Annotated in this window: 10 protein-coding genes; 1 reads left to right on the top strand and 9 read right to left on the bottom strand. The window is 61.4% G+C overall.

The window, feature by feature from the left end; genetic code table 11:
- Window positions 1-4 precede the first annotated feature (4 nt).
- Window positions 5-1,375, top strand: coding sequence for a PleD family two-component system response regulator (locus OOZ53_RS15555; protein WP_271090571.1), 1,371 nt, complete (start codon window positions 5-7; stop codon window positions 1,373-1,375).
- A gap of 415 nt (window positions 1,376-1,790) precedes the next feature.
- Here OOZ53_RS15555 and rpmG read toward each other — a convergent pair whose 3' ends face one another.
- From rpmG to OOZ53_RS15510, 9 genes are all read right to left on the bottom strand, one after another.
- Complete coding sequence (gene rpmG / locus OOZ53_RS15550; RefSeq protein WP_136657050.1) at window positions 1,791-1,958, bottom strand: 50S ribosomal protein L33; 168 nt, start codon at window positions 1,956-1,958, stop codon at window positions 1,791-1,793.
- Between the two features lie 137 nt (window positions 1,959-2,095).
- Window positions 2,096-2,839, bottom strand: a complete 744-nt coding sequence (locus OOZ53_RS15545; RefSeq protein ID WP_271090570.1) for an NUDIX hydrolase — start codon at window positions 2,837-2,839, stop codon at window positions 2,096-2,098.
- A 41-nt stretch (window positions 2,840-2,880) separates the two neighbouring features.
- Window positions 2,881-3,321, bottom strand: coding sequence for a DUF983 domain-containing protein (locus OOZ53_RS15540; RefSeq protein WP_271090569.1), 441 nt, complete (start codon window positions 3,319-3,321; stop codon window positions 2,881-2,883).
- 2 nt (window positions 3,322-3,323) lie between these two features.
- Window positions 3,324-5,615, bottom strand: coding sequence for a ribonuclease R (gene rnr / locus OOZ53_RS15535; RefSeq protein ID WP_271090568.1), 2,292 nt, complete (start codon window positions 5,613-5,615; stop codon window positions 3,324-3,326).
- A 2-nt stretch (window positions 5,616-5,617) separates the two neighbouring features.
- Entirely contained in the window at window positions 5,618-8,233 is a 2,616-nt protein-coding gene (gene topA, locus OOZ53_RS15530; RefSeq protein ID WP_271090567.1) for a type I DNA topoisomerase, read from the bottom strand.
- A gap of 256 nt (window positions 8,234-8,489) precedes the next feature.
- Window positions 8,490-9,647, bottom strand: coding sequence for a DNA-processing protein DprA (gene dprA / locus OOZ53_RS15525; RefSeq protein ID WP_271090566.1), 1,158 nt, complete (start codon window positions 9,645-9,647; stop codon window positions 8,490-8,492).
- Window positions 9,647-10,261, bottom strand: a complete 615-nt coding sequence (gene plsY, locus OOZ53_RS15520) for a glycerol-3-phosphate 1-O-acyltransferase PlsY (RefSeq protein WP_271090565.1) — start codon at window positions 10,259-10,261, stop codon at window positions 9,647-9,649. The genes dprA and plsY overlap by 1 nt, the downstream gene beginning before the upstream one ends.
- A gap of 103 nt (window positions 10,262-10,364) precedes the next feature.
- Window positions 10,365-11,642: a dihydroorotase gene (locus tag OOZ53_RS15515; RefSeq protein WP_271090564.1), complete on the bottom strand. Its 1,278-nt coding sequence runs from the start codon at window positions 11,640-11,642 to the stop codon at window positions 10,365-10,367.
- Window positions 11,639-12,577, bottom strand: a complete 939-nt coding sequence (locus OOZ53_RS15510) for an aspartate carbamoyltransferase catalytic subunit (RefSeq protein WP_271090668.1) — start codon at window positions 12,575-12,577, stop codon at window positions 11,639-11,641. Before OOZ53_RS15510 ends, OOZ53_RS15515 begins: the two co-directional genes overlap by 4 nt.
- Between the last annotated feature and the right edge of the window lie 153 nt (window positions 12,578-12,730).

Raw genomic sequence — 12,730 nt, 5'->3', positions numbered from 1 at the left:
ACTGATGACAGCCCGCATCCTGGTCGTGGACGATATTCCCGCAAATGTGAAATTGCTGGAAGCCCGCCTTTTGGCCGAATATTTCGACGTCATAACGGCCGTCAACGGCGAACAGGCCCTGGAAATTTGTGCCGGCGGTCAGGTGGATCTTGTGTTGCTCGACATCATGATGCCGGGCATGGACGGATTTGAAGTGTGCGAGCGGCTGAAGGCCGACAGTGCGACGACCCATATTCCCGTGGTCATGGTGACCGCCCTCGACCAGCCTTCCGACCGCGTGCGCGGTTTGCGCGCCGGGGCCGATGATTTTCTCACCAAGCCGGTCAACGATCTGCAGTTGCTTGCGCGGGTCAAGAGCCTGGTGCGGCTGAAGGCGCTTACCGACGAGCTTCGAATCCGGGCCCAGGCCGCCCATGATGTCGGCATCAACAGCCTGCTCGGCACCAAGGCCGAACAAGAAGGCAAGGGCAAGGCCCTTCTCGTCGACGAACGCCGCAACTCTCAGGACAGAATAGCTCAGATCCTGCGCAAGACCGCTGATCTGACGGTTATGTCGGATCCACAGGCCGCGCTGTTCGAGGCCGCAGAGAATGCCTATGAACTGATTCTGGTCAGCACGAATTTCTCGAATTACGATCCGCTGCGTCTTTGTTCGCAGTTGCGCTCGCTCGACCGCACACGTTTTGTGCCATTGTTGCTGGTCTGCGATCAGGGCGAGGAAGATACCGTCAACCGCGCACTGGAACTCGGCGTCAACGACTACATCATCCGGCCGATCGATCCAAACGAACTGGTGGCACGCTGCAGCACGCAATTTCGCCGCAAGCGTTACAATGACTATCTGCGGTCGAGTGTCCAGCATTCCATCGAACTTGCCGTGACCGACCCGTTGACCGGGCTCTACAACCGCCGTTATCTCGATTCGCACATGCACATACTTATCGAGCGTTCGGTCGCCAGGGACCGGATCTTGTCGGTGCTGGCCATCGATCTCGACCGTTTCAAGACGGTCAACGACACCTATGGTCATGACGTCGGCGATGAGGTGCTTCGCGAGTTCTCGAACCGCGTTCGGGCAGCCATCAGGGGAATCGATCTTGCCTGCCGGCTTGGCGGCGAGGAGTTCGTCATCGTGCTTCCGGACACGGAAGGGCCGGTGGCGGAATCGATTGCCGAGCGGTTGCGCCGCGAGATCGCGGAGGTGCCGTTCCGCGCCGGACCGGACGGGCAGGGGCTGACGGTAACCGCTTCCGTCGGTGTCGCATCGCTCTCCGAAGCCGGCGAATCAGCCGCGGAACTCCTCAAAAGAGCCGATAATGCGCTGTTTGAGGCCAAGGCAAGGGGCCGAAACAGGGTCGTCGCACAGGCTGCGTGATCTTTCTTGCCATCAGGTGGCACAAAGGCGCCTTTGTGGCGATGTTGACGACACGTCAGCGTATCCTGTTACAAAAGTCTGATTCTTAAGATTTATCGCAGATTGGTCGGTTTGCGCCGTTTACCATGTGCTCATTTGCGGCGGCAAAACGGTTAAGAAAACGTTGATTTTTTTGCTCCAATGAGCAAATGTTGTGGATAGGGGTGAGAGCGGGACGATTTCCGTCCAGCGCACACCCTTTCGAATCGTCTACCCCATGGTGCTCAGGTCCGCCGCATCTCCTGGGTCGTGGGGTTGGCTGGTCGGCACTAGGAAATGTGGCCTCCTCGTACCGCAACCTGTGCTGACCAGCCCCCAAAACAAAAAAGCCGCTTCGCGACCGAAGCGGCTTTTTTGTTCAGCGGGAAGACCAAAATTACTTGATCTTCGTTTCCTTGAACTCGACGTGCTTGCGCGCGACCGGATCATATTTGGTCTTGACCATCTTCTCGGTCATGGTGCGGCTATTCTTCTTCGTGACATAGAAGTAGCCTGTATCTGCCGTAGATTGCAGCTTGATCTTGATTGTGGTGGCTTTGGCCATTGTTCTACCTGCCTTGCAAAAACGAAGCCGTGGACAGCCTACAAGCCTCCACGGCGAAAATCTGGGCGGAACCTACAAGTCGCGATGAAAATGTCAAGTCCCGTCGTGGCCGGTTTTGCCGCGCTGTGTCGAAACGACTACAGCAACTCCCGGACAAAGCGCCCATGGCGCGCCTGATAGAAAGGAACCGGCCTTCCGAAGGGCAGGGAAGGGTCGTGGTTCAATTCACTCACCAGCTCGGTGATGATGGCCTGGGTAATGCGCGGCATCTCGACCTCGCCGACCTGCGAAACCGGGACCCATTTCAGATCCAGGAGTTCGTTGCTGGATTCGGCATCGGCGCGGCCGATTTCGTCACGAAAACAGGCAAAGAAGCGTGTGTCGAAACGGCGCGTTCTTCCGGGCGGCGTGATGGCGCGCGCTATATAGCGCAGCGGAGACAATCGCGGGGCGAGTTTGCGGTTTGCGAAACCGGACCAGTCCTGCCGGCTGCTGACAGGGCCGGGGCCGCCAATCAGTATGCCAACTTCCTCAAAGGTCTCTCGCACAGCGGCGATTGCCAATGCGCGGGCGCGGAACGCGCTTGCCGGCTTCGGCATCCTGTTGAGGAGCTTTTCCTCGACAGCGGGATGAAGGTCGTCGGCGGCGGGAATGTAGCCGTCGCCTCGGTCGCGCCGGCCACCGGGAAAGACATAGGTATCGGGCATGAAGGCATGGGCCGTGTGGCGTTTGCCCATCAGGAGCATTGGTTCGTCACCGGACCGGTCTATGAGAATCAGCGTCGCCGCGTCTTTGGGACGCATGGGCGGGTTCGCGCCCGAACCGCGCCGGGCTTCGGAATCGAGATCGGGGCCGGATTTGTCTTCACCCGTTTTGTTCATGTCCTTCATCGGCCGATCGATAAGCCGCCGAATGACGCCGGCTATCCGCCCTGCGCAATTTCCGCGGCTTCGTCCTCCTCACCACCAAAACCATGCATGTAATTGGCCCATTGCAGGCCGATGACCGCACCCTTCACAGGCTGGATCATGGCAAGGGCCATTGCCAGCGTAATCGGTATCCACATCGCCAGGTGCTGCCAGCTGTTCCAGTCCAGAAACGGCTCGGCGATCATGTAGCCGGCCACAACGACATGACCGACAATAAAGATGACCAGATAGGGTGGCAGGTCGTCGGCGCGGTGGTGGTGCATCTCCTCGCCGCAGCTTTCGCAATGGTGCACCGGCTTCAGGAATGATTTGAACAACGGGCCGGTCCCACAATGGGGGCAGCGGCCCGACCAGCCCTTGGTGACGGCGCGCCACAGATCGCGCTGCGGGCGCATGGCTGCTGATCGGCTTGAAACGGTGTGCTGTTTGGCCAAAGTCAGTATCCTCTGCGTTTTCTTTTCCGGGCGCCATTCGATCGCGATGCGCCTCGTTTTGCCTTGTGAAATGACCTTGTGGCGGCGGCAAGCTTGCGCCCCTCACTCAGCATCTCAAAACGCAGGGCTCCGGCAAGCGGTATCGCTTCAGCCAGCCGAACCTCCACGCTGTCGCCCAACCTGTAGCCCTTGCCCGACTTTTCGCCGACCAGGGCCTGGTGCGCTTCGTCGTAGATATAATAGTCAAGTCCGAGTGTTGAAACCGGAATAAAGCCATCTGCGCCAAATTGCTGCAGGGAGACAAACAGGCCGGCCTTGGTGACACCCGAAACGCGACCTTCGAAATCATCGCCGACCTGGTCGGCCAGATGATGCGCGATCAGCCGGTCGACCGTCTCGCGTTCGGCAGCCATGGCGCGGCGCTCGAATGTCGAGATCTCGGCTGAAATTTCCTCCAGCGCTGCTTCCTCCTCGGGCGTGATCGCGCCCTCGCCAAGACCGAGCGACCCGATGAGCGCGCGATGGACGATCAGGTCCGCATAGCGCCGGATCGGCGAGGTGAAATGCGCATATTTCATTAGATTCAGGCCAAAATGGCCAATATTTTCAGGGCTGTAATTGGCCTGGCTTTGCGTGCGCAGAACCATTTCGCCGACCATGGTTTCGTGAGGCTTGCCACGAACCTTGGCGAGGATGCCGTTGAAACTGTTGGCCCGCAGATGCCCGCCCTTGGCGAGCGGTATATCAAGGGTCTTGAGGAAATCGCGCAATGCCTCCTGCTTGGCGAGTGACGGCGTGTCATGCACGCGAAAAACAAGCGGCTGGCGTTTCTGTTCCAGGGTTTCAGCGGCAGCGACATTGGCCTGGATCATGAATTCCTCGATCAGCCGGTGGGCGTCGAGGCGCTCCGGTATGACCACGGTGTCGACACGGCCGTCTTCATTGAGACGCAGCTTTCGTTCCGGAATGTCGAGTTCGAGCGGCTGGCGTCTTTCGCGGCCGCGCGAAAGCGCCGCATAGGCCTGCCACAGTGGTTGCAGAATGTCCTTCAACAAAGGTGCGGTCTTGTCGTCCGGTGCGCCGTCTATGGCCGCCTGCGCCTGCGGATAGCTCAGGCGGGCGAAGCTTTTCATCATGATCCGGTGGAAGGTGTGGCTGATCTTGCGGCCCTCGGCCGAGAAGACCATGCGCACGGCGAGCGCCGGCCGGTCGACGCCTTCCTTCAAAGAGCAAAGATCGTTGGAAATGCGTTCCGGCAGCATGGGAACGACCCGGTCGGGAAAATAGACCGAGTTTCCGCGCTTGAGCGCCTCGCGGTCGAGCGCCGAGCCGGAACGGACATAATGGGCGACATCGGCGATCGCGACATAGGCGACAACGCCGCCGGCATTGGCCGGGTTGTCGTCGGGCTCGGCAAAAACGGCATCGTCGTGATCCTTGGCATCCGCCGGATCTATGGTGATCAGGGGTAGCTTGCGCCAGTCCTCGCGCTTGCCCAGCGTTACGGGCTTTGCCTTTTCGGCTTCCGCGAGAACCGCGGCCGGGAATTTGTAGGGAATGCCGTGCGCATGGATGGCGATCATCGAAATCGCCTTCTCGCTGGCGACCGATCCGACCACACTCAGGACCTTTCCGCGCGGCATGCCGTGCGGTCCACCGCGGTTCGGATCCACCTCGACAAGATCGCCATCCTTTGCCTTGCCGACAAATTCGGGGTCGATGATGACTTCCTTGTCGCGACGTTCGACCGGCTCCATCCGGCCGCCACCGCCCGGCGTTTCGCGAAACACGCCCAGCACGGTGCCGCGCTGACGGTCCAGGACCTTCATGATCTTGGCGGTGTGGGCCGGGCCGGCCTTTTCATTGGAGGCGGATATCCTGGCCAGCACACGATCGCCCACGCCCGCCGCCGGCGTTCTGGACTTGCCTTTTCTGTGCACCGGCTGCCTGATCAGGACCGCGGGCGCCACCGTGCCGTCATCCGGCCACTCGGCGGGCCGGCCGATCAGGGCGCCATCGTCGTCGCGCGAGGTTATGTCGAGCACCGTGACCGGTGGAAGCGCGCCCGGCCGGATCAGTTGCTTGCGCCGCCGCGTCAGCAGCCCTTCGTCCTCGAGGTCGCGCAATATCGTCTTCAGAACCACACGATCATGTCCGCGTACGGCGAAGGCCTTGGCGATATCCCGCTTTGAGGCGCGCGAGGGGTGCTCCGCAATGAAGCGGAGGATTGTCTCCCGGTCCGGTACGCCGCCGTCAGGCCGGTTGCTTTTGCCGGGAGCCGATTTCCTGGGCAAGTCTACTCCTCGGCCTTGACCGTTTTGCTCTTGCGGGACGCAGCCGGTTTCCTGGTTGTCTTCTTGCGCGTCGTCTTGGCCTTGGTTTTGCCTTTGCCGCTCTTGGCGGCCTTTTCGGCGATCAGTTCGAGCGCCTTTTCAACGGTGATCGACTGCGGATCGGCGTCTTTGGGCAGCGTGGCGTTGATCTTGCCCCAGTTCACATAGGGGCCGTATCGCCCGTCACGCACCGTGATCGCTCCGCCATCGGGATGGTCGCCGAGTTCCTTCAGCGCCGCCGGCTTGGCGCGCCGCCCGGGACCTTTCGCCTGCCTTTCGGCGAGAACCGTAACCGCGCGGTTGAGACCGATGGAGAACACGTCCTCGATCGATTCGAGATTGGCATAGACACCGTCGTGCAGCAGGAAGGGACCATATCGGCCGAGCCCTGCGGAAATCATCTTTCCGGATTCGGGATGTGAGCCGACATCGCGGGGCAGGGACAGCAGCGCCACGGCCTTCTCGTGATCGATATCCTCGGGCTTCCAGCTCTTGGGAAGGCTGGAGCGCTTTGCTCCTTTTCCGTCGCCTCTTTGCACATAGGGCCCGAAGCGGCCGGTGCGCAGCGTGATCTCCTCGCCTGTCAGCGGATCCTTGCCGAGGTCCTTGGGATCGTTCGACGCGGCCGCTTCGTCGGAGGAAGCGTCGGCCGAGAGCTGACGCGTATAGGCGCAATCGGGATAATTCGAACAGCCGACAAAGGCGCCGTAACGGCTGAGTTTCAGGGAAAGGTTGCCGGTGCCGCATTTGGGGCAGATCCTCGGATCGGACCCGTCCTCGCGCTCGGGAAAGACCAGCGGCGCCAGCTCCTCGTTCAGGGCATCGAGGACATTGCTGATCCGCAGTTCCTTGGTGCCTTCGATATGGTTGAGGAAGTCGCGCCAGAAATCGCGCAGGACATCCTTCCACTGCAGTTCGCCGGCGGATATGCGGTCCAGCTTTTCCTCAAGGTCGGCGGTGAAGTCGTATTCTACGTAGCGGTCGAAGAAATTTTCAAGGAACGCTGTTACCAGCCGACCCTTTGCTTCCGGTATGAGTTTGCGGTTGTCGATCGCCACATATTCGCGGTCGCGCAAGGTTGCAAGGGTCGCCGCGTAGGTGGAGGGGCGGCCGATGCCGAGCTCTTCCATCTTCTTGATCAGTGAAGCCTCGGAATAGCGCGGCGGCGGTTCCGTGAAGTGCTGCGTCGCATTGATCTTCTCGCGGACGAGATCCTCGTCGGCATTGATTGGCGGCAGCCGGCGGCCGTCCTCATTGTCGTCCGATCCCTCGGAGTCTTCTTTCTGATCCGTATAGGCGGCAATGAAGCCGTCGAAACGGATCACCGATCCGGTGGCCCGCAGACCCGCCTCTTCGCCGTTGTTGTCGGCGATGATCTCGACCGTGGTCCGTTCGATTTCGGCCGGCGCCATCTGGCTGGCAATGGCACGCTTCCAGACGAGTTCGTAGAGGCGGAACTGATCGCTGTCGAGATGCTGCTTCACGGAGTCCGGTATGCGGCTGAAGTCCGTGGGGCGAATCGCCTCGTGCGCTTCCTGCGCGTTCTTGGCCTTGGTTGCATAGTGGCGCGGTGCGTCGGGGCGATAGCGTTCGCCGAAGTGGGAGGCGATGACCACGCGCGCGCCGTCTACTGCCTCGGACGCCATCTGCACGCCGTCGGTTCGCATATAGGTGATCAGGCCGACCGTTTCGCCGCCGATGTCGAGGCCCTCATAGAGGCGCTGCGCGACTTGCATGGTGCGCGATGCGTTGAAGCCGAGCTTCGAGGATGCCGCCTGTTGAAGTGTCGAGGTGGTGAAGGGCGGCGCGGGATTGCGCCGGGTCGGCTTGGCCTCCACGCTCCTGACGACGAAGCTGGCGCCCTCGAGCAGCGATTTCAGCGTTTCTGCATGTTCGGCGTTGCCGATGGACATTTTCTGCAGCCGCTTGCCATCAGCTGCGACCAGGCGCGCTTCGAAACTGTCGCCGCGCGGGGTTTGCAGCTGGGCCGTCAGTTGCCAGTATTCCTCGGCGACGAAGCGCTCGATTTCGCTCTCGCGGTCGCAGACCAGCCGCAAGGCCACGGACTGGACGCGCCCGGCGGAGCGCGCTCCCGGAAGCTTGCGCCAAAGCACCGGCGACAGGTTGAAACCGACCAGATAGTCGAGCGCCCGGCGCGCCAGATAGGCATCGACCAGCGATGCGTCGATGTCGCGCGGATGGGCCATGGCGTCGAGGACGGCCTGCTTGGTAATCGCATTGAAGACCACGCGCTTGACGGGCTTGTCATCGAGAACGCCGCGTTTCTTGCGCAGCACTTCGAGCACATGCCAGGAAATCGCTTCGCCTTCGCGATCCGGGTCGGTCGCCAGAATCAGGCCGTCGGACGCCTTGACCGCGTCGGATATTTCCTTGAGGCGCTTGTTGGAAGCCGAGTCGACCTGCCAGGTCATGTCAAAGTCTTCGTCCGGATTGACCGACCCGTCCTTGGCCGGCAGATCGCGGACGTGACCGAAGGAGGCCAGGACCTTGTAACCCGAGCCCAGATACTTGTTTATCGTCTTGGCTTTGGCGGGTGACTCAACGACAACTACGTTCATATATCAACTCTGATGTGATGCCCGGCGGGCAAGTTAAGCTGCGTGTTTTCCGTTTGAATCGGCAATTCACCGCTTCGAAATGAACACCGAATTGCCGCGGGTCAAGGGCCGAAACAGGAATTTTTGCCCTGATAGCCCGTTTGCAACACCGCCCGAAGCGAAGAATTTCGTACGCTTTATCAGGCGAGTGGGGCCGCATTCCTAGTTCAAGTCAGCCCGGATTTGAACCGCGCGACCGAAATAGTGCGCGACAGGATTAACGCGCCGAACCGGGCAACAACGATACCAGGCCACCCGGATGGCGGGCGAGCCTGCCGGCAAGATCGAGTTCCAGAAGCACCACATAGATTTGCGCAGGAAGAAGCCCCGTGTGGCGCACGATTTCATCGATTGCGACCGGCGCGGGGCCGAGCGCCTCCGTCACCTGCGAGCGCTCGGCGGTCGTCGGTCCGGTCAGGTCTTCCCTGGCGATCTCCTGTGCCTCGACGGCAAACAGCTCGCCCTGCGCGCGGGCGGGTTTCCCACTCATGGGCGCGAGCGCAGTCAACACGTCTTCGGCCTCAGTGGTCAGAATGGCGCCGTCCTTGATCAGATCATTGGTTCCCCTGGCGCGCGGATCGAGCGGCGATCCGGGAACGGCAAAGACAAGCCTGCCAAGCTCACCCGCCAGGCGTGCCGATATCAGCGATCCCGATTTCTTGGCCGCCTCGACGACGACCAGTCCGAGAGCGATACCGGCGATAATCCGGTTGCGGCGCGGAAAATCGCGGGCGCGGGGTTCCCAGCCAAGCGGCATCTCGCTTACAGCGGCGCCCGATTCGCTGGCGCAGATTTCATCCAGAAGCGGAATGTTCTGCGGCGGGTAGGGCCGGTCGAGACCACCGGCCATGACAGCGATGGTGCCCGTTTCGAGAGCCGCCTCATGTGCCGCCGCGTCGATGCCGCGGGCAAGTCCCGATACGATCCCGTAGCCCGATCTGCCGATGTCGGCGGCAAGCGTTCGGGCAATCCGGGTGCCGACGGCGGATGCGTTTCTGGAGCCGACGATCGCCACGAAAGGTTTGGCGAGCGCGGCATCGGAACCCTTCACGGTCAGGACCGGCGGCGCGCCGTCAGCCGCCCGCAGTGCCGCCGGATATTGCGGCTCGCACCGGCAGATGATGCGGCAGCCCAGCCGGTGAGCCGCCTCCAGCTCGCGTGTCGCCGTTTCGGGTGTGCAGATCCGTGGCGCTCTTGCGGATCCTCCGTTGCGCGACAATTGCGGAAGGTGTTCGAGTGCCCGGCTTGCGGTTCCGAAACGGGCCAGCAGCTTGGTGAATGTCACCGGCCCGACATTTTCGCTGCGGGCGAGGCGCAGCCACGCAAGGCGTTCTTCTTCCGGGAGGTTCGCGCAATCCGAACCGGATTCCGCCATCAGCTCTTGTCTCCGATGCGGCTTTCTTCGCCCGAGAGAAGCCGCGCGATATTTGCCCGGTGCTTGAAGAAGGTAATGGCGCTCATCACCGTGAAAAGCTCGGCAACCTGGATATGGCCCAGGAAAAACAGGGCGACCGGAACGACGATCGCGGTGATCAGTCCCGCGAGCGAGGAGTAACGGGTAATGGCCGCGGTTGAGAGCCAGACAACGGCGAATATGACGACCCCGATCGGCACAAGGCCGAGCAGGACACCGACATAGGTGGCAACGCCCTTGCCGCCGCGAAACCTCAGCCAGACAGGAAACAGATGCCCCATAAAGGCTCCGAAACCAGCGATAATGGCCGTATCCAGTCCCCAGAAGCCGGCAACAAGAACCGCAGCGGTGCCCTTCAGCGCGTCGAGAAGCAGTGTCGCGGCGGCAAGCGCCTTGTTTCCTGTGCGCAATACGTTGGTCGCGCCGATATTGCCTGAGCCGATCTTGCGCACGTCGCCGAGCCCGGCCAATCGGGTCAGGATCAGCCCGAAAGGGATCGAACCGAGCAAATACCCGAAGACCAGAGCTGCCGCGAAATAGGGCAGGCTGAGTTGCCAATTGATCGGATCCGGCATGGGGCCCTTCCTGTGCGTAATTTTCAGTTGCGGGCTGCAAATCGAAACGCCGGCAAATTAAAACAAATAGGAATGCAATAAAAGCGCCGCGGTCCCGGTTCGCTTACGGGTCACCATAAACGAAGGCACCGTCGACCATGGTTGCAAGAACGCGGCCCTGGAAGCGCGCATCCTCGAAGGGCGTGTTCTTGGAACGGGAGCGCAGTTCGTCCTTGGAAACGACCCAGGGCTCGTCGGGATCGACGATGGCAAGGTCGGCCCGGCAGCCCGGTTTCAACGAACCTGCGTCCAGGCCGAAGATACGGGCAGGGCGGGTCGACATGGCGTCGATGAGCCGCATCAGCGGAACATCGCCATTGTGGTGAAGGCGCAGCGCTGCCGCCAGCATGGTTTCAAGCCCGACCGCGCCGTCCGCCGCGTCGGCGAAAGGCAGACGCTTGGTGTCGACGTCCTGCGGATCGTGTGAGGATACGATGATGTCGATATCGCCGGCGGCGAGGGCATCGACCATCGCGCGGCGATCGTCCTCGCTGCGCAGCGGTGGCGACAGGCGGAAAAACGTCCTGTATTCGCCGATATCGTTTTCGTTCAATGACAGGTGGTTGATCGAAATGCCACAGGTGACGTCGGCGCCGCGCTTGCGCGCCGTGCGGATCGCTTCGACCGAATCGGATGTCGAAATCTTGGCGGCGTGGTAGCGCGCGCCTGTCAGCTCCGCCAGCCTGAGATCGCGTTCCAGCGGGATGATCTCGGCCTCGCGGGGAATGCCCTCCAGGCCGAGCCAACTGGCAAAAAGACCTTCATTCATCACACCTTGCGCCGCCAGATGCGTGTCCTGCGTCTCGCTGGCGACCACCAGTCCGAAATCGCGGGCATAGGTCATTGCGCGGCGTAGGACCAGCGCGTTGGCGATGGATGCGCGGCCATTGGTCAGCATCACGGCACCGGAATCGCGCAGAAGGCCGAACTCGGTCAATTCCGCGCCCTTCAGACCCTTGGTGATCGCGGCAGCGGGATGCACATGCACGCATGCCTGCTCGCGCGCAGTGCGCATGACGAACTCGACCAGCGCTACATCGTCGATGGGCGGGGCCGTGTCCGGCATCATGATCAGCGCGGTCACACCGCCCGCAGCGGCTGCCTGGCTTGCCGAGGCGATGGTCTCGCGGTGTTCGGCGCCCGGCTCGCCAACAAAGACCCTTGCATCCACAAGGCCGGGAATGACCAGTTTCCCGCGGCAGTCAATCTCGCGTGCGTCGTTCGGGATCGCACCAGCTCCGGTATCAGCGATGCGGCCATCTTCGATGAGCAGGTCGCCGGTTTCGTCCCGGTCCTCGGACGGATCGATGATGCGGGCGTTTTTAAGGACGATGGAGTTCACAGCGCAGGCCCTCCGTTTCCGGACAGCAACAGGGCTTCCATGACCGCCATGCGCACGGCCACGCCCATTTCCACCTGGGCTTCGATCACGCTCTGGGGGCCGTCCGCGATCTCGGACGCAATCTCGACGCCCCGGTTCATGGGCCCCGGATGCATGACCAGCGCGTCAGGCCTGGCCAGCGCCAGTTTCTTCGCATCGAGACCGAAATAGCGGAAATATTCACGCACTGACGGCACAAAGGAGCCGGTCATGCGTTCGCGCTGCAGGCGCAGCATCATGACGACATCGGCGTCGCGAAGACCGTCTTCCATATTGTGAAAGACCTCGACACCCATCTGACCGATGCCGGCGGGCAGAAGGGTCGATGGCGCGACAACCCGCAATCGCGCGCCAAGCGCGCTGAGCAGAATAATGTTCGAGCGCGCCACGCGGCTGTGCAGCACATCGCCGCATATGGCGACCGTCAGTCCGGCGATCCGGCCTTTTTCCCGCCGGATCGTCAACGCATCGAGCAGTGCCTGTGTCGGGTGTTCATGGGCACCGTCTCCGGCATTGACCACCGAGCATCCGACTTTCTGCGCCAGCAGCGCCGTCGCGCCGGCCGAAGAGTGACGCACGACAAGGATATCGGGATGCATGGCATTGAGCGTCATCGCCGTATCGATAAGTGTCTCACCCTTCTTGACCGAGGAGTTTCCAACGGACATGTTCATGACATCCGCACCCAGGCGCTTGCCTGCCAGCTCGAAGGATGCCTGTGTGCGGGTCGAGGCTTCGAAAAACAGATTGATCTGGGTCAGGCCGCGCAGCGTCGATGTTTTTTTCTCGCGCTGCCTGCTGAGCTTGACAGCTTCGTCCGCCTTGTCGAGAAGAAACGAGATATCCAGTTCCGAGAGCCCGTTTATGCCAAGCAGGTGGCGATGGGGAAAAACCATGGATAGTACTCGCAAATTTTGCCGATTGGCGCTTCTATAGGCGTCATAGTCGAAATGGGCAAGGAACGACACGACGGGTGTGGATGATCCCATCCTGGAACCGCCAGATATTGCAGGCGATGCCGTTGCGAAACGCATGGCCGCATTGAATTG

This window comes from Allohoeflea poritis, assembly GCF_027889715.1.
Classification (GTDB): domain Bacteria; phylum Pseudomonadota; class Alphaproteobacteria; order Rhizobiales; family Rhizobiaceae; genus Hoeflea_A; species Hoeflea_A poritis.
Note: the sequence above shows the minus strand (reverse complement) of the source record. Positions and strands in the feature narration are given on the sequence as shown.

Coding starts and splice junctions, on each gene's coding strand:
- OOZ53_RS15555 (WP_271090571.1), top strand. CDS start 5: ATGACAGCCCGCATCCTGGTCGTGGACGATATTCCCGCAAATGTGAAA.
- rpmG (WP_136657050.1), bottom strand. CDS start 1,958: ATGGCCAAAGCCACCACAATCAAGATCAAGCTGCAATCTACGGCAGAT.
- OOZ53_RS15545 (WP_271090570.1), bottom strand. CDS start 2,839: ATGAACAAAACGGGTGAAGACAAATCCGGCCCCGATCTCGATTCCGAA.
- topA (WP_271090567.1), bottom strand. CDS start 8,233: ATGAACGTAGTTGTCGTTGAGTCACCCGCCAAAGCCAAGACGATAAAC.
- dprA (WP_271090566.1), bottom strand. CDS start 9,647: ATGGCGGAATCCGGTTCGGATTGCGCGAACCTCCCGGAAGAAGAACGC.
- plsY (WP_271090565.1), bottom strand. CDS start 10,261: ATGCCGGATCCGATCAATTGGCAACTCAGCCTGCCCTATTTCGCGGCA.
- OOZ53_RS15510 (WP_271090668.1), bottom strand. CDS start 12,577: ATGGTTTTTCCCCATCGCCACCTGCTTGGCATAAACGGGCTCTCGGAA.